At 41.8% G+C, this 26,294-nt stretch carries 19 protein-coding genes and 3 pseudogenes; 16 read left to right on the top strand and 6 right to left on the bottom strand.

What is annotated here, in order from left to right:
* Positions 1–36: 36 nt before the first annotated feature.
* From AC6IZ0_RS16920 to AC6IZ0_RS16900, 5 genes and pseudogenes are all read left to right on the top strand, one after another.
* Positions 37–795, top strand: a complete 759-nt coding sequence (locus tag AC6IZ0_RS16920; protein WP_497723982.1) for a peptidylprolyl isomerase — start codon at positions 37–39, stop codon at positions 793–795.
* Positions 796–858: 63 nt separating this feature from the next.
* Complete coding sequence (locus tag AC6IZ0_RS16915) at positions 859–2,007, top strand: beta-ketoacyl-ACP synthase (RefSeq protein WP_497723979.1); 1,149 nt, start codon at positions 859–861, stop codon at positions 2,005–2,007.
* Positions 2,008–2,073: 66 nt separating this feature from the next.
* Positions 2,074–3,486 (top strand): folate/biopterin family MFS transporter, encoded by a 1,413-nt coding sequence (locus AC6IZ0_RS16910; protein WP_271734698.1) that lies wholly within the window; start codon positions 2,074–2,076, stop codon positions 3,484–3,486.
* A gap of 9 nt (positions 3,487–3,495) precedes the next feature.
* Positions 3,496–4,983 carry a carotenoid oxygenase family protein gene (locus AC6IZ0_RS16905; protein ID WP_271734699.1) on the top strand — a complete coding sequence of 496 codons (1,488 nt, stop codon included), beginning with the start codon at positions 3,496–3,498 and terminating at the stop codon, positions 4,981–4,983.
* Positions 4,984–5,277: 294 nt separating this feature from the next.
* Positions 5,278–6,567 (top strand): annotated as a pseudogene (locus AC6IZ0_RS16900) (Glu/Leu/Phe/Val family dehydrogenase).
* Between the two features lie 96 nt (positions 6,568–6,663).
* On the opposite strand, the gene AC6IZ0_RS16895 reads toward AC6IZ0_RS16900, so the two are convergent.
* Positions 6,664–7,086: a helix-turn-helix domain-containing protein gene (locus tag AC6IZ0_RS16895; protein WP_417006617.1), complete on the bottom strand. Its 423-nt coding sequence runs from the start codon at positions 7,084–7,086 to the stop codon at positions 6,664–6,666.
* A gap of 162 nt (positions 7,087–7,248) precedes the next feature.
* A complete protein-coding gene (locus AC6IZ0_RS16890; protein ID WP_497723976.1) occupies positions 7,249–8,754 on the bottom strand; it encodes a response regulator in 1,506 nt (501 codons plus the stop codon).
* A gap of 40 nt (positions 8,755–8,794) precedes the next feature.
* Between AC6IZ0_RS16890 and AC6IZ0_RS16885 the strand changes: the two genes are divergently transcribed.
* Complete coding sequence (locus AC6IZ0_RS16885) at positions 8,795–11,560, top strand: PAS domain S-box protein (protein WP_497723974.1); 2,766 nt, start codon at positions 8,795–8,797, stop codon at positions 11,558–11,560.
* 225 nt (positions 11,561–11,785) lie between these two features.
* Positions 11,786–12,823, top strand: coding sequence for a cache domain-containing protein (locus tag AC6IZ0_RS16880; protein ID WP_497723972.1), 1,038 nt, complete (start codon positions 11,786–11,788; stop codon positions 12,821–12,823).
* A gap of 15 nt (positions 12,824–12,838) precedes the next feature.
* Here the strand turns inward: AC6IZ0_RS16880 and AC6IZ0_RS16875 are convergent.
* Positions 12,839–13,713 (bottom strand): IS630 family transposase gene (locus AC6IZ0_RS16875; protein ID WP_497722827.1). Its coding sequence is split into 2 segments (ribosomal slippage): positions 12,839–13,381 and positions 13,384–13,713, totalling 873 coding nucleotides; the frame shifts between segments, so codons are not numbered across the junction.
* 64 nt (positions 13,714–13,777) lie between these two features.
* Between AC6IZ0_RS16875 and AC6IZ0_RS16870 the strand changes: the two genes are divergently transcribed.
* Both AC6IZ0_RS16870 and AC6IZ0_RS16865 read left to right on the top strand, forming a co-directional pair.
* The gene (locus tag AC6IZ0_RS16870) at positions 13,778–15,523 is read left to right on the top strand and encodes a PAS domain S-box protein (RefSeq protein ID WP_497723971.1); all 1,746 of its coding nucleotides are present in this window, start codon (positions 13,778–13,780) and stop codon (positions 15,521–15,523) included.
* A complete protein-coding gene (locus AC6IZ0_RS16865; protein WP_497723970.1) occupies positions 15,520–15,918 on the top strand; it encodes a response regulator in 399 nt (132 codons plus the stop codon). Before AC6IZ0_RS16870 ends, AC6IZ0_RS16865 begins: the two co-directional genes overlap by 4 nt.
* 105 nt (positions 15,919–16,023) lie before the next feature.
* Here AC6IZ0_RS16865 and folB read toward each other — a convergent pair whose 3' ends face one another.
* Positions 16,024–16,383: a dihydroneopterin aldolase gene (gene folB / locus AC6IZ0_RS16860; protein ID WP_271733583.1), complete on the bottom strand. Its 360-nt coding sequence runs from the start codon at positions 16,381–16,383 to the stop codon at positions 16,024–16,026.
* Between the two features lie 95 nt (positions 16,384–16,478).
* Here folB and menD point away from each other — a divergent pair.
* Positions 16,479–18,238, top strand: a pseudogene (gene menD, locus AC6IZ0_RS16855) (2-succinyl-5-enolpyruvyl-6-hydroxy-3-cyclohexene-1-carboxylic-acid synthase).
* 94 nt (positions 18,239–18,332) lie between these two features.
* Positions 18,333–19,166 carry a 1,4-dihydroxy-2-naphthoyl-CoA synthase gene (gene menB / locus AC6IZ0_RS16850; RefSeq protein ID WP_271733586.1) on the top strand — a complete coding sequence of 278 codons (834 nt, stop codon included), beginning with the start codon at positions 18,333–18,335 and terminating at the stop codon, positions 19,164–19,166.
* A 66-nt stretch (positions 19,167–19,232) separates the two neighbouring features.
* Here the strand turns inward: menB and AC6IZ0_RS16845 are convergent.
* Positions 19,233–19,548: pseudogene (locus AC6IZ0_RS16845) on the bottom strand (hypothetical protein).
* Between the two features lie 364 nt (positions 19,549–19,912).
* Entirely contained in the window at positions 19,913–20,455 is a 543-nt protein-coding gene (locus tag AC6IZ0_RS16840) for a DciA family protein (RefSeq protein WP_497723969.1), read from the bottom strand.
* 234 nt (positions 20,456–20,689) lie between these two features.
* Between AC6IZ0_RS16840 and AC6IZ0_RS16835 the strand changes: the two genes are divergently transcribed.
* The 5 genes from AC6IZ0_RS16835 (at position 20,690) to uvrC (ending at position 25,981) form a co-directional block, all read left to right on the top strand.
* The gene (locus AC6IZ0_RS16835; protein ID WP_271733589.1) at positions 20,690–21,379 is read left to right on the top strand and encodes a PspA/IM30 family protein; all 690 of its coding nucleotides are present in this window, start codon (positions 20,690–20,692) and stop codon (positions 21,377–21,379) included.
* Positions 21,380–21,540: 161 nt separating this feature from the next.
* Positions 21,541–22,314 carry a PspA/IM30 family protein gene (locus AC6IZ0_RS16830; RefSeq protein WP_497723968.1) on the top strand — a complete coding sequence of 258 codons (774 nt, stop codon included), beginning with the start codon at positions 21,541–21,543 and terminating at the stop codon, positions 22,312–22,314.
* 169 nt (positions 22,315–22,483) lie between these two features.
* Positions 22,484–22,819 (top strand): thioredoxin family protein, encoded by a 336-nt coding sequence (locus tag AC6IZ0_RS16825; RefSeq protein WP_271733591.1) that lies wholly within the window; start codon positions 22,484–22,486, stop codon positions 22,817–22,819.
* A gap of 44 nt (positions 22,820–22,863) precedes the next feature.
* Positions 22,864–24,048 carry an LL-diaminopimelate aminotransferase gene (locus AC6IZ0_RS16820; RefSeq protein WP_497726087.1) on the top strand — a complete coding sequence of 395 codons (1,185 nt, stop codon included), beginning with the start codon at positions 22,864–22,866 and terminating at the stop codon, positions 24,046–24,048.
* Positions 24,049–24,094: 46 nt separating this feature from the next.
* On the top strand, positions 24,095–25,981 hold the full coding sequence (uvrC, locus tag AC6IZ0_RS16815) for an excinuclease ABC subunit UvrC (RefSeq protein WP_497723967.1): 1,887 nt from the start codon (positions 24,095–24,097) through the stop codon (positions 25,979–25,981).
* Positions 25,982–26,294: the final 313 nt, after the last annotated feature.

Here is a 26,294-nt window from a genome sequence, read left to right as displayed (position 1 = left end):
GCAGATAACATACTCAGGTTAAATCAGTAACTGACTATGCAGTTAAAAGTCTCAAATTTTCTAGTTGCGTTTTTGATAGTCGGTGCTTTGACTTTGGGAGGATGTTCCACACAGGATGTTACTTCTAACTCAGCAGGAACTGAGACAAACACGGGCAACACAACAAGCACTGTATCTGAAATCATAAGTGAGAATATTCCGGGAATGAAAAATTTACCACGCCTCGAAGGTAAAGCTACTGTGGTGATGACCGTTAACGGTTCACCCATTACTATCGAGATAGACGGCACCAATGCCCCAATTACAGCTGGCAACTTCGTTGATTTAGTCCAAAAAGGTGTATACGATGGGTTAGTTTTTCATCGAGTGGTGCGCGATCCCCAACCTTTTGTAGTTCAAGGGGGTGATCCCCAAGGTAAAGACCCCAAATTTCCCGCAAATAGATTGGGGACGGGTGGTTACATTGACCCGGAAACGGGGAGTGAACGTCGCATACCTTTAGAAATTAAGCCCATGGGTGCAGAACAACCAATAATTTACGGTCAAACTACCCGTCGCCCACCTGTGTTACAGCATAAAATGGGTGCGGTAGCAATGGCGCGATCGCAAATGCCAGATTCAGCTTCCTCACAGTTTTACTTTGCTCTAGCAGATTTAGGTTTCCTCGATGGTAACTACGCTGTGTTTGGTAATGTCACCGACGGCTTTGATGTGGTGAACAAAATTCAGCAAGGCGATCGCATTGAATCGGCTAAAGTGACTCAAGGTGCAGAAAATCTGAAAACACCCGATTAACTCCAGAGTAGGGGAGTAAGGAAAAAAATTCCCAATTCCCCACCTCCCATTCCTAATTCCCAAATGGTTGTCATCACTGGTATTGGTTTAGTTTCCTCGTTGGGAACCAGCTTAGAGCATAGCTGGCAGAAGTTAATCGCGGGTAAATGTGGTCTGCAATGGTATCAACCATTTTCAGAACTAGCAGCCTGTCCTCTAGGTTTGATTGCTAACCAACCTACGGAATTAACAACTTTAACCCGGCTGGTAGTGGCCTCGGCATTAAAAGATGCTCGGTTGGTTTCACCCTTACCCGATTGTGCTGTGGTTATTGGATCAAGTCGCAGTCATCAAGCTAGTTGGGAGTTGCTGGGGCGGCAAATATATGGACATAATCCCCCTGAGAATAAAGGGAAAGCACTTATAGAAAATTGGTTAGATTTTTTGCCTCATACCAACGCCATGGCATCAGCCCGCCAAATCGGTGCATCTGGTATAGTTTTAGCACCCATGGCAGCTTGTGGTACTGGTATTTGGGCGATCGCTCAAGCCGCTTTACTGATTCAAACCGGCCAATGTCAACGCGCTCTGGCTGGTGCTGTAGAAGCCCCAATTACGCCCCTAACATTGTCAGGGTTTCAGCAAATGGGGGCTTTGGCCAAAACTGGGGCTTATCCCTTTGATTTGCACCGGGAAGGGTTGGTATTAGCTGAAGGGGCGGCGGTGTTGGTCTTGGAATCCCCAGAATTAGCACAGCAGCGTCAAGCTAAAATTTATGGTAAGATTCTTGGCTTTGGCTTGACAACAGATGCTTATCATGCTAACAAACCGGAACCTACAGGCAAAAGTGCGATCGCCGCGATTCAGCAATGTTTAAAACGGAGTTCCCTAAAACCAGAAAATATAGATTACATTCATGCTCACGGCACTGCCACAGTCCTGAATGACAAAGTAGAGAGTCAAATCATCCAAAATTTGTTTCCCCAGAAAGTAGCGGTAAGTTCCACCAAAGGTGCCACAGGTCATACATTAGGAGCATCTGGGGCCTTAGGTGTGGCATTTTCCCTCTTAGCTATGCACAGGGGAATCATACCACCCTGTGTAGGATTACAAACACCAGCATTTGATTTAAATTTGGTCATGGCGGCCCGTGAAACCCAAGTGCGCAACGTATTATGTTTGAGCTTTGGCTTTGGTGGTCAAAATGCGGTCATGGCCTTGAGTAATATTTAGCTAAAACTAGATTCTGAGAAATCGATATGATAGAAAAGTAGATAAAACTTAAAAAATATTTATCAAATGCTGATTGACTCCCCTGGCTTGTCTCAGGTTAAAGACTCAGTGAAAAGTAAAATTTTCTTCGGTCATGAACCCAGCGCCGAGTTAATTGCCATTCTTAGCGTCTACTTCGTCCAAGGAATTTTAGGCTTGGCCCGTCTAGCAGTAAGTTTTTTCCTCAAGGATGAATTGCTGCTGAGTCCGGCTCAAGTGTCGGCTCTATTGGGAATAGTCGCCTTACCGTGGATAATTAAACCGGTATTCGGCTTTATTTCTGATGGCTTACCCATATTCGGCTACCGCCGCCGGCCTTATTTAGTGCTATCTGGGATATTAGGAGCAATATCTTGGATAAGTTTGGCGACCATAGTTCATACTAGTTGGGCTGCTACCCTAGCGATCGCCCTGGGTTCTCTATCTGTTGCGGTCAGCGATGTCATAGTTGACTCATTAGTAGTAGAAAGAGCCAGGGGAGAATCCCAAGCAGCAGCAGGTTCACTACAATCACTCTCCTGGGGTGCTTCCGCATTGGGAGGTTTACTCACCGCTTACTTGAGCGGAATACTGCTCGAACACTTCACCACGCGCACTGTATTTTGGGTTACCGCCTCATTTCCTCTGATAGTTTCCGCAGTAGCTTGGTTAATTGCTGAAACCCCCATTAGTAAAAATGCCCCACATAGCAATAATAGCCAGAACCCTTTAAGCATCAAGTATCAACTCAAGCAACTACGCCAAGCAATTACCCAAAAATCCATTTGGCTACCCACAGCCTTTGTATTTGTCTGGCTAGCCACCCCAACAGCCGATTCTGCCTTCTTCTTCTTCAGCACCAATGAACTACACTTTCAACCAGAATTTCTAGGACGGGTAAGACTGGTAACCAGTGGGGCTTCTTTGATAGGAGTGTGGATGTTTCAACGCTTCCTCAAAAATATTTCATTTCGCGCCATTTTCACTTGGAGTACAGTCCTATCATCAGCCTTGGGAATGACAATGCTGCTGCTGGTCACCCATACTAACAGAGCTTTAGGTATAGATGACCACTGGTTTAGTTTGGGTGATAGCCTCATTCTGACCGTCATTGGACAAATTGCCTATATGCCCGTTTTGGTACTTGCAGCCAGATTATGTCCCCCAGGAGTAGAAGCGACATTATTTGCCTTACTGATGTCCGTTTCCAACTTAGCCGCAATGGTTTCCTATGAACTTGGAGCCATCATCATGCATTGGCTGGGCATCAGCGAAACCAACTTTGAACTAATGTGGCTATTAGTAATTATTACTAACCTCAGTACACTATTACCACTGCCATTCATTCATTGGTTACCGGCAGAGGATCCACAAATGCAGACAGCAGAAATATCTCACTTGATGCCCGAATTAATCCTGAGGGAATCAGACTCACAAACCATGGAATCCAAAAGACCATAATATCAGCAGATGCAGACCTTAAAAATTGAAGACACCCCAAATCCAGAAGAATCTTATACCCTTGCAGATTGGCAGGGAGGATATAAATCACTTACCCAAGAATTTGACTACTGGATTGATGATATTGAAGGGCAAATTCCCCCAGAATTACAAGGTACATTGTTTAGAAATGGCCCCGGCTTGCTAGATATCAATGGACAACCAATACATCACCCCTTTGATGGCGATGGGATGATTAGCCGGATCAGCTTTGTCAATGGTCGCGCCCATTTCCGTAACCGCTTTGTTCGTACTGAAGGCTATTTAGCAGAACAGCAAGCGGGTAGAATCCTTTATCGGGGTGTCTTTGGTACTCAAAAACCCGGCGGTTGGTTAGCTAATATTTTCGACTTCAAAATGAAAAATATTGCCAATACCAATGTAATTTATTGGGGTGATAAACTCTTGGCACTGTGGGAAGCAGCAGAACCCCATTGTCTTGATCCCTATACATTGGAAACCTTGGGGAAAGAATATTTCCATGGTGTTTTATCATCCGGTGAAGCCTTTGGCGCACATCCCCGCTTTGACCCCAGTTGTAACCAAGATGGTGGCGCACCTTGTCTGGTAAATTTCTCGATTAAACCGGGACTATCCACCACCATTACTATATTTGAACTCAACCCAGACGGTGAAGTTGTGAGAAAACAAACTCATAGTATTCCCGGGTTCTGTTTCATTCATGATTTTGTCATTACTCCTAACTACTGTATCTTCTGGCAAAATCCCGTTACCTTTAACCCCATACCCTTCGCTTTAGGAATACGTGCTGCTGGAGAGTGTATCAAATTTCAGCAAAATCAACCCACTAGGATTATAGTCATTCCCCGTCACCCCGGAGAAACAAAGGTAAGAACTTTAGAAACTCAATCTGGCTTTGTTTTCCACCACGCTAATGCTTTTGATGCGGGTGATGAAATTGTCATTGATTCTATTTGTTACGCATCATTCCCAGAAGTCGAGCCGGAAAGCGATTTTAGAGAGGTTAATTTTGCCGCAATTTCCCCTGGTCAACTGTGGCGATTCCATCTTAATCTTGAGACTGGGAAAGTCCGCCAACAGATGATGGAAAGCCGTTGTTGTGAGTTCCCTAGTATAAATCCCCAACTTGTCGGCAAAAAATATCAATATTTATACTTAGGTGCATCTCACGGGGAGACTGGTAATGCGCCCTTGCAAGCATTGCTGAAAATTGACTTGCACTCAGGAGACAGACAATTGTGGAGTGCTGCACCACATGGTTTTACTGGGGAGCCGATTTTTGTCCCCCGGACAGATGCTAAACAAGAAGATGATGGCTGGGTGCTAGTATTGGTTTATGATGCCACACATCACCGCTCAGATTTAGTCATATTAGATGCCAGTGACTTTAATCAAGGTGCCATTGCCAGACTACATCTTAAACATCACGTTCCCTATGGTCTACATGGCAACTTCACAGATGAAGTTTTCATTTAAACACTTATAATACCAGTAGGTTGGGGTGAGGAAGGACAACAGATTCCAACCCACCTAGGTTGATGACTTGATTTTGACACTCCCTAAAGTACCATCATGGTAAATCCCTTACCGCTTCCGTTGAGCCTTTGGGGATATCGCAGCCCCAAAAAAGGGAGAAAATCGAGGTAACATTCCCGCAAAATGTCACAAAAACCAGAAAATTCCACCATTCTCAGACAAAAAGGATAAGCTAGGGATATCACTCATATATATATCCAGTCCGCAAAGATAATGCGACTAGGAGAAGATGTTATGGTTTCAAAATCTCCCTTGTCCATAGAACCTGAGACTCCAGGGCACATTTGCCCATTAGACCAGGCCTGTAGTTACTTAGAAGCTGCAGGTAAAGAATTAAACCTAGATCAAGGAGTATTGGCAATCCTCAGCCATCCCCGTAAAGTGGTGACAGTTTCTATCCCCGTGAAGCTAGATAATGGTCAAATTCAAGTGCTAACTGGACATCGGGTGCAGCACTCTGATATTCTCGGCCCTATAAGGGAGGAATTCGTTACCATCCGGCTGTAACATTAGGGGAAGTATCAGCCTTAGCTATGCTCATGACTTGGAAGTGTGCGTTATTGGGCATACCTTATGGCGGTGCCAAGGGAGGTATAGCCATAAATCCTCAAAGTTATAGTGTGGGAGAATTAGAAAGAATCAGTCGCCGCTATATCAGTGAGTTAATTAAAGACATTGGTCCTTCAGTAGATATACCCGCCCCAGACATGGGTACTTCTGCCCGTGAGATGGCTTGGATGATGGATACTTATTCTGTAAATGTCGGTCATGCCGTCCCTGGAGTTGTCACTGGTAAGCCCCTTTCTATTGGTGGTTCTTTAGGGCGAGAAAAGGCAACGGGCAGAGGTGTAATGATTATTGTCCGTGAGGCATTAGCAGAACGAGGTAAACCCCTGACAGGAGCACGAGTAGTAATTCAGGGTTTTGGTAATGTGGGGGGTGCAGCAGCGGAATTATTACATGAGTTGGGGGCTAAAATCATCGCTGTCTCCACAGGGGCTGGGGGTATTTTGGCGACCGACGGGCTTGATATTCCGGTATTGAAAGCTTATACGGCGAAAAATCACAAGAGTGTTGTGGGTTTTCCCCAAGCAGTACCAATTAGCAATGCAGATTTACTCACTTTGCCTTGCGATGTCTTGATTCCAGCGGCTTTGGAAAATCAAATTACTAGGGAAAATGTCAACGAGGTGCAAGCGGAAATTGTCGCCGAAGCGGCTAATCGAACGAGTGACTTTAGTAGCGAATCAGTCCCTAGAGGAGCGTGGTGTGACCGTGCTACCGGACATCCTGACCAATGCTGGCGGTGTTGTTGTCAGTTATTTAGAGTGGGTGCAGGGTCTTTCTTATGTGTTTTGGGATGAGGAGCGTGTAAACCATGAAATGGAACAGTTAATGCTGGCAGCTTATCACCAAGTAATACAGCAGTCAAAGAGCAGACAAATTCCTCTACGATTAGCAGCTTACACTTTGGGTGTTGGTAGAGTTGCACAGGCGCTGGCTGATAGGGGTCTTTATCCTTAGTTTTTAATTTCACCCAAAGGTACTTTGGCGGGACTCCCAGTACTCCCTTGAAGGTGGGCTTCAGAAGCCTATGGTCGTACTATACACAGTATAAGACTAGTCTCCCTCGGGGGCTGGGATAGTGTTTGTCATACGTACCCGAAATGCGCTGGGTGAGACTCCTAATAATCGCTTGAAGGCTCGAGTCAGATGACTATGGTTGTAAAATCCGCAGCACAGAGCAATCTCGCTCAGGGACATACTAGAGGACTCTAACAAGCCTTTAGCTCGGTATACCCTCTGCCGAATAATGTATTGATGAAGTGAAATTCCCGTGGTTTGCTTGAAGCGATAACATAGATAGGACCTGCTGAAATTGATTTGCTGCGCTAGTTCAGCTAATTTAAGGTCTTGCTCAAGGTAGAGATCAATATATTTCAGTACTAGTTTTAAGCTATGTAGTCCGAAACGTCCCTCATAATTTTTTTGTTCAATGCCACAGTCAGAATAGTGCTGATTGCGATTGGTTTTGATAATCATAGTTGCTTGGCAAAAAGGTTACAGAATTAGTTAGACATATCCTTAGCCTTACAAGTCAATTGACTTGTCAAGTAACTTGAGGAAGATATGTCTAGATAAGATATCATTTAGTTATAAGGAACTTATAAGAGAAAAATAATCACTATATAAGGATAGAGGATTTCAACCGGAGAGATAAAAGCACAATGTATTACCGCCTCTGGTTTGAGCAGATGTCAGGGCTTGGTCAACTGTTATTAATAATTCTTCAGGAGTGGCGGTAGAACTGGGGATAGTGCCAGTAATACCTAAACTGATCGTAAATTTTTGTAAGCTGAGGATAGCTTGGTATAAGTGTTGGGCAAGACGCAAGCTACTATCTGAGGGCATACTGGGTAGAAGAATACCAAATTTTCCTCCAGTGTAGTAAGTGATAAAACTAGGAGGAGTAAGGTACTTTTGTAAAGTTTGCCCAAGCTGTAAAAGGTAAATTTTCTGCTGTTGTTTCTCAAAATCATCAATGGCGCAAAAAATTAAGCCAAGAGGGATATATTGTGTACGCAGGCGTTGCCATTCTTGCTTTAAAGTATGACTAAAATCATCGGGAGGTATGAGAGTAGGTATATGCTCTCGGATGTTGGAATCATTCAGCGGTAGTGTTGTTCCTGGTGGGCTAAATCCTTGTGATAATGCTTCCAATAAAAAACTGAGTTCGGTAATATGTGCATTGCTCAGATGTTCTTGTGTGAGAAGGGCTTCTATTTCCCGTGCTATTTCTGAGCCTTCGGGATACCCAAAAGTACCCAAATTACCAGCTAAACGATGAACTATGGTCAGGATATGTTGTTGCTGTTGCGAGTTGTTGGTTTTTAATTGGAGTTGATTGATTGCTGTGTTGAGTTCTGCTATTTTTTCAGGTAAGGAAGCTTGAAATTCTGCTTTTATTTCTTCAATAACCGCGATTCCCTCGGCTATATCGTCAACTGTTGCCACTGGAGACTCAGATTTCCCTTCTTTTCTAGCTTTAAGCCGATATCCCAAGCCGTAAATAGTTTCAATGACTTCTTCTTTGATTCCTGCGGCTTTGAGTTTACGTCGTAAGTCTTTGATTAAATTGGTGACAGCATTATCTGTGGGGAACTCATCTGCTAACCATAATTTGTCAATTATATCTCTACGGGTCAAAATCCTGTGGGGGGAGCGTAAAAATAATTCTAATAACCCAAATTCCTTGGGAGTGAGTTGAATTAATTCCTCTCCATACTGCACTTTTAGCAACTGGGGATTAAGGGATAAGTTACCCCATTCCAAAGTCACTAAACTTGATTCGTGTACTCGACGGGATAAAGCTCGTATTCGCGCCAATAATTGAGGAGTCTCACAGGATTTGACTACATAATCATCCGCTCCTGCATCTAAACCTCTAATCACATCTTCCTCTGCGCCCTTGGCGGTGAGCATTAAGATGGGGACTTGACAACCGTGCTGACGTAGTTGACGACACACACTCAAACCATCTAATTTTGGCATGAGTACATCTAGCAAAATTAAGTCATAATTGAACTGATTTACCATTTCTAGACCAATGTGACCATTTGTAGCCACATCGACTACATAGCGGTAGGAAATAAGAATATTTGTGAGTAATTTACTGAAATAAGTATCATCATCTATTAATAAAATTTTCATTCTTACCCATTTTCACTCATTATCCCAGTTACCAAAAATAATGAAACTATTGCCTATATACTCCCAGTTGATGCTCAAATTTATCGGCAGAATTCCTCTAAAGACGTTATTTATTGTACCTTATATTGGTATCATTCTGCTGAGTGTTGGCACTGTCACTTATCTTTCTTATGAAACTGGGGAAAGAGCGGTGAATAAGTTGCTAATCCCAGTGATATCATCCAGAATACGCCAAATTAGCGATCGCTTGACTACATATCTGGGAACACCACAAAGATTAGTGGTTATGAATCGCTATGGGATAGAGCAAGGACAAATAAACCCAGAAAATTGGGAAGAGTTAAGATTGCATTTCTTCCAACAACTCAAACTCTACAAACTGCCAACTAATATTTATTTTGGTGGGAGTAATGGTATACATATTTTTTCCGCTCAAGATAGAGTGGGACTGGTAGCACCAAAAAATTCTTGGTTAGGCGGGGGTGTACATCCATCTCATATCGGAAAACGACATTATTACATCCTGAATGAACAGGGAAAATTTACCACAATTATCCCGGAGCAAACCAAACCATATACACCAGTCACACGTCCTTGGTACAAAACTGCTCAAGCTAAAGGTCAACAAACCTGGTCAGCAGTGTACCCATTTTCTTACATTGATACAGCTAGCATTTCTGCCGTGGCTCCAGTATACCGCAATGGTGAACTTATCGGCGTTGTAGGTTGTGATTTAGTCCTTGATGATATTAGCCTGTTTTTACAAAAGCTGCATTTCTCAGCATCGGGACAGTCATTTATTATTGAACGTTCTGGGGATGTGGTAGCTACATCCACAGCAGAACGCCCTTTTGTGAAAAACCTTAATGGTGTAGAACTAGTGCGGTTAAAAGCTGAGAATAGTAGTAATAAAATCATTGCAGTCACAGCTAAAGAATTACGGAAACGCTGGAATAATTTAGAAGTGCGTGAACCGACTACTTTTAAGTTTGTGGATGAAAATAATCAACTACATTTTGCAGAAATTTTTCCTTATGACGATGAATATGGGTTAGATTGGTTAATTGTAGTGGTATTACCAGTATCAGACTTTCTCGCCGATATTCAAGCTAATACATACCGCAGTTTAGGGTTAGGAACCATCACATTATTATTAGCCATTACTTTCGGTATTAGTTTGTCATATTGGGTGACCCAACCGATTTTAGATTTAAATCAAGCTGCTAAACATTTAGTCCAGAGGGAAAATTATCAAGCAGATTTGAAGTTAAACAGCATATTATCTCGCCGAGATGAGTTAGGAAAATTAGCGCAATCTTTTTTGCAAATGGCTGGAGAGATACAAGGAGCTTTTAGTACATTAGAAAACGCACAAAGAAATTCAGAAGAGAAATTCCGCAAGATATTTCTCACTTGTCCTGATGCTATTTGTATTTACGATAGTGTTGAGCAAAAAATTGTCGATGTCAATCCCAGCTTTGTGGAATTATCAGGTTACGAAAAGTCAGAACTTATTGGTCACCACTATCAAGATTTACCAATGGTAAGTAATCAAGATGATCTAATGTTATTGATTGAAAAAGTAGAATCTGTAGGATATGTACGCAATTTAGAGTTGCATAGTTTCACAAAATCAGGAGAAGTGAGAACGGTTTTAGTATCTTGTCAACTGATGGTTTTAGATGGAAAACCTCACGTAATAAGTTTTAGTAAGGATATTACTATGCTCGAACAAACAGAAGCCGCATTGCGAGAAAGTGAAGCCAATTTCCGCAGCGCTTTTAAAGATGCGGGAATCGGTATGGCTTTAGTGGCTATTGATGGTCAATTCATTCGCGTGAATCAATCCTTATATGAGATGTTGGGTTACACTGAAAGCGAGTTATTAAATAAGAGTTTTTTCGGCATTACCCACTATGATGATTTAGAAATATTTATGAATTTACTCACAAAAATGCTGGCTGGAGAAATTAGCAACCTTCAACTAGAAAAACGTTATATACACAAGCAAGGAAATGTAATTTGGGGATTATTAAGTGTTTCTTTATTAAGAAACATTAAACAGCAACCTATTTACTTTGTAGTGCAAATTCAAGATATCAGTAAACGTCACGAAGTAGAGCGGGTAAAAAATGAATTTATTTCAGTTGTTAGCCATGAAGTGCGGACACCCTTGACATCTATTAAAGGGGCTTTAGGCATTCTGGAAACCGGGGTTTTAGATGACCAACCCTTTGAAAAACAGCAGATGCTGCAAATTGCCATTAATAATAGCGATCGCCTCTTAGATTTGGTCAATGATATCCTAGAACTAGAAAGTTTAACATCTCGTCAAACAAAACTTAATCCGCAGTGCTTTGATGTCATAACTGTGGTCAAACAAGCCATTGAAGACTTACAACCAATAGCTATAAATGCAGGGATTTCCCTCAAGTTCAATGTTCCCAATATCCAGATATTTGCTGATTTTAGAGCCATTCTGCAAACCTTAACGAATTTATTAGGGAATGCCATTAAGTTTTCCCGACCTGGTGGTACTGTGGAATTGTCAGTAAGTATGAGTGAGGAAGATATTCTGTTTACCATCACAGATCAAGGTAAAGGTATTCCCCCGGAAAAATTAGAAGCGATTTTCGGGAGGTTTCAACAAGTTGATGTATCCGACGCTCGCCAACAAGGTGGCACAGGTTTGGGTCTAGCAATTTGTAGAGGCCTTGTTGAAGAACATCAGGGTAAAATTTGGGCAGAAAGTGTATTAGGTAGTGGCAGCACATTTTACTTTACTATACCGAGAAAATATCTATGACAAAAAAAATTTTGATTGTCGACAATCAAAAAGATATTTGTGCTGTGGTAGGAGTATCTTTTCATTCTTTATTGTAGCATTTCCCATGGTTGTGAGGTACAAAGTTTTTTAGTTTTAGGGAACAGGGAACAGGGAACAGGGAACTTGGTGTGTACTGCATTAGCCTGAAAAAAGCCTTAATACAATTCTCAATATATTTATTTATATTACAAGTCAATAATAGTCATGAAAGTATTACGTATATACTCGCACCTCCTACTGCAATCCGTCGCCCAAATTCCGCTACGAATCTTATTTATCGTACCTTATATGGGTATCATCCTGCTAACTGTTGGCACTGTCACTTATCTTTCCTATGAGACTGGGGAAAAAGCGGTAAATAAATTGCTCAGGAAATTGATATCATCAACAACAGAACAAATCAGCGATCGCTTGACTACATATCTGGGAACACCACAAAGATTAGTGGCTATGAATCGCTATGGGATAGAGCAAGGACAAATAAACCCAGAAAATTCCGAAGAGTTAAGACAGCATTTCTTCCAACAACTCAAACTCTACAAACTGCCAACTAATATTTATTTTGGTGGGAGTAATGGTATACATATTTTTTCCGCTCAAGATAGAGTGGGACTGGTAGCACCAAAAAATTCTTGGTTAGGCGGGGGTGTACATCCATCTCATATCGGAAAACGACATTATTACATCCTGAATGAACAGGGAAAATTTACCACAATTATCCCGGAGCAAACCAAACCATATACACCAGTCACACGTCCTTGGTACAAAACTGCTCAAGCTAAAGGTCAACAAACCTGGTCAGCAGTGTACCCATTTTCTTACATTGATACAGCTAGCATTTCTGCCGTGGCTCCAGTATACCGCAATGGTGAACTTATCGGCGTTGTAGGTTGTGATTTAGTCCTTGATGATATTAGCCTGTTTTTACAAAAGCTGCATTTCTCAGCATCGGGACAGTCATTTATTATTGAACGTTCTGGGGATGTGGTAGCTACATCCACAGCAGAACGCCCTTTTGTGAAAAACCTTAATGGTGTAGAACTAGTGCGGTTAAAAGCTGAGAATAGTAGTAATAAAATCATTGCAGTCACAGCTAAAGAATTACGGAAACGCTGGAATAATTTAGAAGTGCGTGAACCGACTACTTTTAAGTTTGTGGATGAAAATAATCAACTACATTTTGCAGAAATTTTTCCTTATGACGATGAATATGGGTTAGATTGGTTAATTGTAGTGGTATAGCAACCGCCAAGGAGGTTAGGACGCAAAAAGTAAGACATCCTCAATGGCATCTCGTAAAGAATCAAACTGCTCAAGTTTTTTGCGGATTCGACTTTTTAACCAAGACCAACATTTTTCAATCTGATTCAGGTCTGGAGAATAAGGTGGTAGGTACAACACTTCACACCCTGCGTACTCAATCAGTTGTTGAATGCGCCCACCTTTATGAAATGTAGCATTATCCATCACCACAACCTGTCCCGGTTTGAGTGTGGGAAGCAAACAAGCTTCAAGCCAAGTCTCAAATACTATTCGATTACACGCACCCTCAACAGTGAAAGGAGCTATCAGCTGATGGTTACACAGCGCGGCAATTATGTTCACCCGACCTTGACGACGACCTGATTTAAGTGCATGGAAGCGCTGTCCTTTTGAGTTCCAACCGTAATCATACTGGTCTCGGTTGTCCATTCCTGACTCATCGAGGTATACAATCTTCTCCACAGGTAACTTAGACAACTGCGTTACGAAAGCCTGTCGTTTAACCTCATCGCGCTCACGGTAGCCATAAGTCTTTTTTTTCGCGTAAAACCAATTTTTTTCAAAGCTCTTGAGATTGTGCGCTCGCTAATTTCTTCAGGCCAAAGTGAGGCCATCTCTACTTGGGTTTTATCGCCATGCACGGAAGCGAACTCACGAAATTTTTCCCAATCGGTAATTTTGTGACCATTCCCAGGACGCTTACTAGGCAAGGCTTGGAAGTCCCCCGTTTCGGTTTTTCGCTTCAACCATAGGGTGATGGTGTTGCGACTAATATTAAACATTTGACTGGCTTCAGTTTTCTTCAAGCCATCGAGTTCAATCGCTTGGATTACTTTTTGACGAAGGTCGTAACTGTACGGCTTGGGCATATACCTGTAGCAAGCGATCGCTTCACATGAAAAGGGACTACTTATAGTTTATGCTTAAATTACCTTGGCGGTTGCTATATTACCAGTATCAGACTTTCTCGCCGATATTCAAGCTAATACATACCGCAGTTTAGGGTTAGGAACCATCACATTATTATTAGCCATTACTTTCGGTATTAGTTTGTCATATTGGGTGACCCAACCGATTTTAGATTTAAATCAAGCTGCTAAACATTTAGTCCAGAGGGAAAATTATCAAGCAGATTTGAAGTTAAACAGCATATTATCTCGCCGAGATGAGTTAGGAAAATTAGCGCAATCTTTTTTGCAAATGGCTGGAGAGATACAAGGAGCTTTTAGTACATTAGAAAACGCACAAAGAAATTCAGAAGAGAAATTCCGCAAGATATTTCTCACTTGTCCTGATGCTATTTGTATTTACGATAGTGTTGAGCAAAAAATTGTCGATGTCAATCCCAGCTTTGTGGAATTATCAGGTTACGAAAAGTCAGAACTTATTGGTCACCACTATCAAGATTTACCAATGGTAAGTAATCAAGATGATCTAATGTTATTGATTGAAAAAGTAGAATCTGTAGGATATGTACGCAATTTAGAGTTGCATAGTTTCACAAAATCAGGAGAAGTGAGAACGGTTTTAGTATCTTGTCAACTGATGGTTTTAGATGGAAAACCTCACGTAATAAGTTTTATTAAAGATATTAGCGCCCGTCAAGCAGCACAAGCAGCTTTTAGAGAAAGTGAAGCCAGGTTTCGCAGCGCTTTTGAAGATGCTGGTATCGGTATGGCTTTAGTGGCGATTGATGGTCAATTCATCCGCGTGAATAAATCCTTATGTGAGATGTTGGGCTACAATGAAAATGACTTATTAAATAAAACTTTTTTAGCAATTATTCACCCAGAAGATTTAGAATTATCCAACAGTTTATTAATCAAAACTCTGGCTGGAGAAATTAGTAAATTTCAAACAGAAAAACGTTATATACACAAGCAAGGAAATGTAATTTGGGGATTATTAAGTGTTTCTTTATTAAGAAACATTAACGAGCAACCTATTTACTTTGTAGTGCAAATTCAAGATATCAGTGAACGTCACGAAGTAGAGAGGGTAAAAAATGAATTTATTTCAGTTGTTAGCCATGAAGTGCGGACACCCTTGACATCTATTAAAGGGGCTTTAGGCATTCTGGAAACCGGGGTTTTAGATGACCAACCCTTTGAAAAACAGCAGATGCTGCAAATTGCCATTAATAATAGCGATCGCCTCTTAGATTTGGTCAATGATATCCTAGAACTAGAAAGTTTAACATCTCGTCAAACAAAACTTAATCCGCAGTGCTTTGATGTCACAACTGTGGTCAAACAAGCCATTGAAGACTTACAACCAATAGCTACAAATGCAGGGATTTCCCTCAAGTTCAATGTTCCCAATATCCAGATATTTGCTGATTTTAGAGCCATTCTGCAAACCTTAACGAATTTATTAGGGAATGCCATTAAGTTTTCCCGACCTGGTGGTACTGTGGAATTGTCAGTAAGTATGAGTGAGGAAGATATTCTGTTTACCATCACAGATCAAGGTAAAGGTATTCCCCCGGAAAAATTAGAAGCGATTTTCGGGAGGTTTCAACAAGTTGATGTATCCGACGCTCGCCAAAAAGGCGGTACAGGTCTGGGTCTGGCAATTTGTAGAAGCATTGTTGAAGAACATCAGGGTAAAATTTGGGCAGAAAGTGTATTAAATAGTGGTAGCATATTTTACTTTAATATACCTAGAAAATATCTATGACAAAAAAAATTTTGATTGTCGATGATGAAAAAGATATTTGTGCTGTTTTACGAGTATCTTTAGAAAAGTTTGCCCTTTGGCAAGCAATTGTAGCCACATCCGGAAAAGAAGCTATACTCAAAGCTAAATTAGAATCCCCCGATGCAATTTTATTAGATGTATCTATGCCAGATATGGATGGTTTTCAAGTCTGGGAAAAGTTACAAGCTGATGCTGCTACCCAATTGATACCAGTTATTTTAGTAACTGCAAAGGTATTATCAAAAGATCGGAAACATTTTAGCACAATGGGTGTTGCTGGAGTGATTACCAAACCTTTTAACCCCGTGACGATTTGGGAGGAAATAGTCAGAATAATATCTGAACATGATCTCAAAAAGCAAGAAAATCTGTGAATTCATACAAGCTGCTATATTGATGCTGCCAAGAAAATCCTAAACATCAATACCTATAATAACAGTATGGTATTTTTTGACCCCAAGAGATGCAGTGGTGAGCATCTACCTGGTTTTAGTCATTTCAACACTAATTCTGCCACCAAAATCAGGAATAGGCGCGGCGGGTTTACTGAGAATGACTTGCACTTTTGTGACGCGATCGCACTTTTCCAGCATAGAATCAGCGATCACACTTACTAATTTTTCTACTAAAGCAAACTTAGCTGTTTTTACCAGATGTTGTATGGAACTAATGACAGTGCGATAATCTATAGTATCTTCAATGGCATCAGTCTTAGCAACGGTGGACATATCTAACCATAACTTCACATCCACCTCAAACCACTGCCCTAATACCTGTTCTTCTGGTAGATATCCAGTGTAACCATAGCAGCGAATATTAGTTAAATGAATGCAATCCATAAGACCTTGAGAGTAAATTTGACATTTAGCGGAGACTGGAAAACTTCAACTTTCCCAGAGAAATTTGCAAGAGAATTTCAAATGATAGGATGGCTATGCTTGATTTAACACCAGCCTATCAGAATGTTAATCAACTTTGGGCTTACATATTGACCGAGACACTCAAACGCTTGGGATTGAACTGTGTAGTCATTTGTCCTGGTTCCCGTTCTACACCTTTAGTAGTCGCCTTTGTCCAGCAAATACCTGATATTGAAGCCATTTCTATTCTTGATGAGCGTTCAGCCGCTTTTTTCGCCTTGGGAAGAGCCAGAACCACCGGGGTTCCTGTAGCATTGGTTTGCACATCTGGAACCGCAGGAGCGAATTTTTACCCCGCAATCATTGAGGCCCAAGAAAGTCGTGTACCATTGTTAGTGTTAACCAGCGATCGACCACAAGAATTAAGAAATTGTCATTCGGGGCAAACCATAGACCAAGTAAAATTATATAGTAATTACCCAAACTGGCAAGCAGAGTTAGCTATACCCTCCCCAGACTTGAAAATGCTCGGTTATCTCCGACAAACCGTCATTCATGCTTGGGAGCGCTGTCAAATTCCCACACAGGGCCAGTTCATTTAAATATTCCCTTCCGTGACCCCCTCGCACCCATTCCCGATGGAACTGACTTGAGGAATTTACAGTCAAACTTACACCCAGAAGCCTTTTTTGCAGGTGTAGGAAAGACTAACCTCATTCCCCACTCCCCATTCCCCATTCCCCAACAGTGGTTACAATCTGAACGCGGGATCATCATCGCCGGTGTCGCTCAACCCCAAAAAGCTGAGAAATATTGTCAAGCGATCGCCCATCTTTCCCAAACACTCAACTGGCCTGTTTTAGCTGAGGGACTTTCCCCACTCAGAAATTATGCTAGCCTCAACCCCTACTTAATTTCCACCTACGATATCATTTTACGTAATCAGAAACTTGCCCAAGAATTAACACCAGAAATAGTAATTCAAATAGGCGAAATGCCTACCAGTAAAGAACTACGTCACTGGCTATCTAACACCCAACCCCAATACTGGATAATTGATAGTAGTTATCAAGACCTAGACCCTTTACATGGAAAAACCACCCATTTAAGGATATCTGTAGAAAATATATATGACCGGGGCGCAGTGAATAGTCACCCAGGGATTTATTTACAAAAATGGTGTTATCTAGAAATACAAGTCCGAAAAAAAATTGATGAAATATTTGGGAATATAGACGAAATAATTGAAAGTAAAATCTCGTGGGTAATTTCTCAAAATCTCCCCCCACTAACACCCCTATTTATTTCTAATAGTATGCCGGTCAGGGATGTAGAATATTTCTGGAAACCGAATAACTTAGGTGTGCAACCTTATTTTAACCGAGGTGCAAATGGCATTGATGGCATACTATCCACAGCATTAGGAATTGCACACCATCAGCAAAGTAGTGTGCTGTTAACAGGGGACTTGGCCTTATTACATGATACCAACGGATTTTTAATTAAAAACAAATTCCTAGGACATTTGACCATTGTGTTAATTAATAACAATGGTGGGGGTATTTTTGAAATGTTACCCATAGCCAAATTTGAGCCACCATTTGAAGAATTTTTTGCCACTCCCCAGAATATCGATTTTGCTCGGTTATGTGCTACATACAATATACCCCATGAGTTGATTAGTTCTTGGGAACAGTTACAGAAGAAATTGTCTGTTTTACCAAATAAGGGAATTAGAGTTTTAGAAGTCAGGACAAATAGAAAATTAGATGCTCAGTGGAGAAAAGAAAGTTTAGAGAAATTAGCGCTAGATATTGCAGTGCATCTCTTGTAAGGTAAACTAGCAGCGGGCAAGATGCCCAAACCACAAGATACAAAAGTTACTCACATAAAATTCTCAATTCTCATCTCATCTTACTATATACATCATGCACATTAACTGGCAAATAGCCAAAAACTACGAAGATATACTGTATCACAAAACCGATGGCATTGCTAAAATTACCATTAACCGTCCCCATAAACGCAATGCCTTCCGTCCCAAAACCGTCTTTGAACTGTATGACGCTTTCTGTGATGCCCGAGAAGATACTAGTATAGGCGTAGTTCTATTTACTGGTGCTGGACCACACACTGATGGTAAATACGCTTTCTGTTCTGGGGGAGATCAAAGTGTCCGAGGACAGGCCGGTTATGTTGACGATGCTGGGATTCCCCGCTTAAACGTCTTAGACTTGCAGCGCCTGATTCGTTCTATGCCAAAAGTGGTAATTGCTTTAGTAGCTGGTTATGCTGTGGGTGGTGGACACGTGCTGCACTTGATTTGTGACCTCACCATTGCCGCGGATAATGCTATTTTTGGACAGACTGGCCCTAAAGTAGGCAGTTTTGACGGTGGTTTTGGTGCTAGTTATCTCGCCCGTATTGTGGGACAAAAAAAAGCACGGGAAATTTGGTTTTTATGCCGCCAATATAATGCACAACAAGCTCTAGATATGGGTTTAATTAATTGTATTGTCCCAGTAGAACAACTAGAAGCTGAAGGTATTCAATGGGCGCAAGAAATTTTAGAAAAAAGTCCGATTGCAATTCGGTGTCTAAAAGCAGCATTCAACGCTGATTGTGACGGACAAGCTGGTTTACAAGAACTGGCCGGAAACGCCACCTTACTGTATTACATGACAGAAGAGGGTTCTGAGGGAAAACAAGCCTTTTTAGAAAAACGTCCCCCGAATTTTCGCACCTTTCCTTGGCTACCTTAAAATGTCGATACTTAATCGCTTTGTTTGATTAAGCACACCAAGTAAATAGAAAACCACAGATAAATACTATATTTGCGCCATCTGAGTCTTAGCCTCCTGGGAAGTGTAGGTAGTTATTTCCTCTACAGGGGCAATCATAGTATTCTCTGGATGTGTAGCCAGAGTTGGTGAAGAACCTAAAACTCTTGTTGCATCTGGTAAACCCCAAGCGTCTTCCAACGTTTCCCAAGAAGGTGCAAAAGGTGGAAGCGCCAAAGAGCAAGCTTTCCAACTTGCTTGTACGGGGCTTCCTAACTTCTGACACATTCCGCCTCGGCGACCTTCTGGGTTGGTAATGACGACAATATCTACAGGCAGATGTCAAGGATTTAATGGGTTTCATTGGGGTTCATCTTTAAATGCAATTTATGATTAATTTCTATTGTTCTTATATTGTGCCTTTATATATAAATAGGTAAGATCACCAAAAAGTCATTATTTTACCTAGGTTTCAGCGATCCCCGCACCGGGATAAACTTTACGATCTCTTTATATTCTTGTTATATATGTAAATGATCACAGGAGTGGGTACACGCTTATTTAAGACTAAAAACCCCTAGGGATCAAAGATAAAGTTAGGATCATGGATTTAAATTAAATCCTAAATTGATGAATCGGGTATGGTCGGTGTCATGAAATCTCCCAGTTTACTCAGGATAAACGGCAGACTTTAAAATAAACTCATATAGTTATTAACTCATAAAGATTTAAAACTGCTTGGAAACACAAACACAACACACACCCCAACGCTGGAGTTCACCGGGTGGGGTGGGAGCTTGACACTGCGGACAAAGGGGTAAGCCATGCGATCGCCCTTGCATTCTTTTAGCCCAGGATGCAAAAGCCATCTTGGGATTCTCAATATTGGGTGTAGTCTCACTCGGTGAACTACTGACATCACCCAGATAACTGGGATGCTCCTGTGGGATAATGCTTATGGGCTGTAAGTAATCGGGAAGAGGCTGCCAATCTTTAGTGGAAAAGCGAAGATCTACCAAAGGCTCAGACAAATTTTGATTTAACTTTAAAAGCACAGTGGTGCGTCCAAATGTCATGTTCTGCGCCCAAGCAGCGCTAGAAGTTGCTACGAATAAAACATGACGCTGAATTGATAACGGACGCGTATGGGTAGCAGCCACTTTTCCTACAATATCCGGCCATAACTCTAGCAAGCGCTGTAAGGGTTGTTCTTGCCATTTGGCTTGTTGTTTTAGACCATCTAAAATATGATTAACTGACTTAAACGACATCTTGAGAGATTGAAATTTTTTCAGACCTATTTAAAATTGTGGCAGATAAATATTTCAGCTAAAACACACCTGGTTTAAATATTCCCCCAGGAAGGTAAAAGTCTAGGATAGGATGAAGACAATATTTATCATTTATCCGGCTGAGTCCATGGGTATTGGATATTGCATTCTTTTTGCCTAGTACTTAGTTTCCATTCCACGGCACTGTGGACAAAACATCAATGGAGAGTCAACATGGAAATTATCAAGCGTATCCTGCGGATAATTCGCGCTAATATCAATAGCTTGCTAGGTAGTGCCGAAGATCCAGAGAAAATTCTCGAACAAGCCGTCATGGAGATGCAGGACAACTTGGTGCGATTACGACAAGGAGTCGCACAGGCCATCGCCACTCAAAAACGCACCGAAAGACAGGCCGCTGGCGCACAATCAACATCAGAAGAATGGTATCGCCGCGCTCAATTAGCACTACAACAGGGAAATGAACTTTTAGCACGGGAAGCTTTAACTAAACGCAAAGCTTATCAAGAAACGGCTACGGCTCTATCTACTCAAATAGAGCAGCAAAATGAGATAGTAGCTAGACTAAAAAAGGATATGCGATCGCTAGAGTTAAAAATCAGCGAGGCGAAAACCAAAAAAGATATGTATATAGCTCGCGCCCGTTCCGCTGAGGCTGCTGTCCGACTCCAGGATATGCTCGATACTACCTCCCCTACCAGTAGTCTCAATGCCTTTGAGCGCATGGAAGATAAAGTTTTGCAAATTGAAGCCCAATCAGAAGCCATGGCGCAACTGGGTACTGACGACTTACAAAAACAATTCGACTCCCTAGAAGCTGCTAGTGACATCGACAGGGAATTAGCAGCCCTCAAAGGTCAGGTGTTAAGTCAACAGCAATTACCTGAGAGTCAAGACCGCTAAACATTGGGCAATGAGCACATTTAGGATATATCTTAAAAAATAACGGGCTTCGGGAGGTAGGGAACCAAGCGGGAAAAATTACATTGAAATAGACAGCTACTAAAATAGTAAAAAAGAAAACTTAATCACAAAACGCGTCCACTGCCAAAGGAAAAAAAATTATGGGATTATTTGATCGAATTAGACGAGTAGTCAGTTCTAACCTCAACGACTTGGTGAATAAAGCTGAAGACCCAGAAAAAATGCTAGAACAAGCTATCCTGGAAATGCAGCAAGACTTGGTACAGTTGCGTCAAGGTGTAGCTCAGGCGATCGCGGCTCAAAAACGCACTCAGACACAGTACAATGAGTCCCAAAATGAAATCAACAAGTGGCAACGCAATGCTCAATTAGCCCTGCAAAAGGGCGATGAAAACCTAGCACGACAAGCTCTAGAACGTAAAAAGAGTTTTAGTGATACCAGTCTGGCTCTCAAAACTAGCTTAGATCAGCAAACCACTCAAACTGAAACCCTCAAGCGCAACTTAATGCAGCTAGAAAGCAAGATTTCTGAAGCCAAAACCAAAAAAGAAATGCTCAAAGCTCGCATTACCTCCGCCAAAGCCCAAGAGCAACTCGAAGGTATGGTGCGGGGGATGAGTACCAGCAGCGCCATGGCTGCATTTGAGCGCATGGAAGAAAAGGTCTTGATGCAAGAAGCTCGCGCCCAAGCCGGAGCGGAGTTGGCTGGTGCGGATTTAGAAACCCAATTTGCCCAGTTGGAAAGTAGCGATGTTGATGATGAGTTAGCAGCATTGAAGGCACAAATGCTACCACCTGCGGCAGCACCCAACCAACTACAAACACCACCAGAAAAAGAGAGCAGCGCTGCCAAATCTTATGATGTTGTTGATGCCGACTTAGAAGCCCTGAAAAGGCAATTAAATGATATGTAAGGCATATTTCCTTACTTGTACGTAATTCCCACAACCTAAGTTGTGGGATGTTACATGAGCATTCAACTATTTTTGGCTTCTAATCACCATCATTAATAACAGTATCCAGCACTTTTAAGATAAAGTATTGTGTGTGAACTTTGATTAATGTCACTTAATGGAGACTGTCATGAGTGAAGGCGTAATCACCATAACTGATAATGAATTTGAATCAGAAGTATTGCAGTCCGAGCAACCTGTGTTAGTTTACTTTTGGGCTTCCTGGTGTGGCCCATGTAAATTGATGTCGCCCTTAATTAACCTTGCGGCTACCAAATACAGCGATCGCCTGAAAATAGTTAAAATGGAGGTCGATCCTAACCCCACCACCGTGAAAAACTACCAAGTAGAAGGTGTACCAGCCTTTAGACTCGTTCAGGGAGAAAAGCTATTAGCATCCACAGAAGGAGCGATTGGCAAAGACAGATTACTTCAGTTTTTAGATAAACACTTAAGTAATAATTAGTCTAGGGGCAGTAGCTAACTAATGACTAAGGACTAATGACTAATATGCAGTTTGCTCACCGTTTACAACCCCTGCAATCCAATGTATTTGCTGATATGGACAAAGCGAAAGCTGTGGCTTTATCAGCAGGAAGGCAGTTAATTGACCTGTCCTTAGGATCTTCGGACTTACCAGCTCAACCCCACGTAATTGAAGCCATAGCCAAATCTCTCCCTGACCCGAGTACCCACGGTTACTTATTGTTTCATGGTACTCAAGGATTTCGCCAAGCTGCTGCTCACTGGTATCAAGAAAAATTTCGTATCAAAGTTGACCCAGAAACAGAGGTGCTGCCCCTCATTGGTTCCCAGGAAGGTACAGCCCATCTACCCTTAGCAGTCCTGAATCCAGGGGATTTCGCCTTATTATTAGATCCGGGCTACCCATCCCACGCGGGGGGAGTACATTTAGCTAGTGGTCAAATATACCCAATGCCACTAAGGGCAGAAAACAATTTCTTGCCGGTATTTGCGGAGATTCCGGCAAATGTTTTCGCCCAATCCCGGATGATGGTATTGAGCTATCCTCATAATCCTACGACCGCCATCGCTCCTTTATCTTTCTTCCAAGAGGCTGTGGTTTTCTGTCAGGAACATAATTTGGTTCTAGTTCACGATTTCCCCTATGTGGATTTGGTATTTGGGGAAACTGACAATGTACCCTCTGTGCTGCAAGCTGACCTAGATAAAAGTGTCTCTATTGAATTTTTTACCCTTTCTAAGTCCTATAATATGGGGGGCTTCCGTATAGGCTACGCCATCGGTAATCCCCAGTTAATTCAGGCTTTACGCCAAGTCAAAGCAGCCATTGATTTTAATCAGTATCGCGGTATTTTGAATGGTGCGATCGCCGCCCTTACAGGACCTCAAGGGGGAGTAACAGATGCTGTTAATACCTTCGCTAAACGTCGGGATGCGTTTATCACCGCTTTACACCGTATCGGTTGGCCAGTTCCCACCCCCGCAGCGACAATGTACATCTGGGCTAAGTTACCCTCCCCTTGGGATCAAAATTCTGTGGAATTCTGCACTGAGTTAGTCAAACAAACTGGTGTAGCAGCTTCTCCGGGTGCTGGTTTTGGCAAATCTGGAGAAGGATATGTCCGCTTTGCTTTGGTACATGAACCACCGTTACTGGAAACCGCTGTGGAGAGAATTGCTAAATTTCTTCAAACTTCACACCCAGCATAAACTTAAAATAAAGTTAGGTATATTCTCAAATTACCTAACTTGAACCGTGAATGTATCTGATAAAACACTACCACTGATTAAAGAGCCTGAACGTTTATCAGCCCGTCTTGGGGAAATCCCCTCGGAGCCGGGTGTTTATTTGATGCGCGACCGGAGCGATCGCATTATCTATATAGGGAAATCACGGAAATTGCGATCGCGTGTTCGTTCCTACTTTCGCGAGGGAAATCACAAAAGTCATCGTACAGCTACCATGGTTCAGCAGGTGACGGAGATTGAATTTATTGTCACCGATACGGAAGCAGAAGCATTAGCCCTAGAAGCCAACTTAATTAAGCAGCATCAGCCATATTTTAACGTTTTACTCAAAGATGACAAAAAATATCCCTATATCTGTATTACTTGGTCAGAAGACTATCCCCGGATTTTCATCACTCGCAAACGTCAACTAGGTAACGCTCAAGATAAGTTTTACGGTCCTTATACAGATACAGGTTTATTACGAGAAATATTAAGCATATCTAAACGCATTTTTGCACTGAGACAACGACGCCAACCACTGTTTAAAGACCGTCCTTGCTTGAATTATGACCTAGGGCGATGTCCCGGTGTATGTCAACAGTTAATTTCCCCCCCAGAATACCGCAAAACTGTAGAAAAGGTGGCGATGATCTTCCAAGGAAGAACCCAGGAATTGATTGATATTCTCACAGCACAAATGCAAACCGCAGCTGAAGCCTTAAACTTTGAATTAGCGGCGCGGATTCGTGATCAAATATCTGGGTTAAAATCCTTAACCGCTGATCAAAAGGTTTCCTTACCAGATGATACAGTTTCACGGGATGCTTTAGCACTGGCAACCGACAAAGAACACGCTTGTATTCAATTATTTCAGATTCGCGCCGGGAAACTTGTAGGACGGTTGGCATTTGTCGCCAATAGTCATGCTGAACCGGGGGCGATTTTACAGCGAGTTTTAGAAGAGCATTATCAACCTGCTGATGCGGTGGAAATTCCCACAGAGATTTTAGTACAGTACGATTTACCAGATGGGGAAATATTGGCGGATATCTTGACTCAACGCAAGGGGAGAAAAGTCACAATTTCAGTACCCCAGCGCCAAACTAAGGCAGAATTAATTGAGATGGTCCAGCGCAATGCTGAGTATGAATTACAGAGAATGCAGAAGTTAGGCGATCGCCACCATGAAGCCATGGCAGATTTAGCCGCTATTCTTAATTTACCAGATTTACCCCACCGCATGGAAGGTTATGATATTTCTCACATTCAGGGGTCTAATGCTGTGGGTTCCCAAGTTGTGTTTATTGATGGGTTACCTGGTAAACAGCACTATCGCCACTACAAAATCAAAAACCCCACGGTGACAATTGGACATTCAGATGATTTTGCCAGTTTAGCTGAAGTTATCCATAGGCGATTTCGTCAGTATAGCGCCGACCCACAATTACCCAGGGTAGGGAATCCCGATTGGCCTGATTTAATTATGATTGATGGCGGTAAAGGTCAGTTATCGGCAGTGGTGGCTGTCCTGCGGGAAATGAATTTATTAGCAGACCTGCGGGTTGTCAGTTTGGCCAAGCAACGAGAAGAGATTTTTTTACCCGGACAGTCTCAACCTTTAGAAACTGACGCGGAACAACCAGGAATACAGTTATTGCGCCGGTTAAGAGATGAAGCCCATCGTTTTGCTGTGAGTTTTCATCGTCAACAACGCAGTGAGCAATTTAAGCGATCGCGTTTAGATGAAATTCCCGGCTTAGGACATCATCGACAAAAGCAGCTTTTAGGACATTTCCGCTCTGTTGATTATATCAGACAAGCCACACTCACACAACTAGCTGAGGTTCCAGGGATCGAACCGAGGTTAGCCCAAGAAATTTACAATTATTTCCATCCGCATCACAATAATTAACAATTATTTACCTGCTGGAATTCCTAGCAGGATTTAAATGATCTCTTCAATATCTCTTCAATTTTTACATTAAATGTTAACAAAATCTTAAAAGAGAAATTTTGTTACAGAGGATACAGTAATTTATCACTGTTACTTTTTCAATACAATAAAGGCTGTTAAAACATATCAGTCGCACTATAAAACCAAGCTCTCTCAAACGATTAATCATAGGGATCACTCATTTTCTAACAAATCTATAAGTGAAAATTTGATTTCTATATCTAAAGTAAGATGGTAATTTTGTAAAAATAGGATAGCATACAAAGACAAT

The sequence above is a fragment of the Anabaenopsis sp. NIES-4685 genome (assembly GCF_059725405.1).
This window is presented reverse-complemented; position numbering and strand designations above follow the sequence as displayed.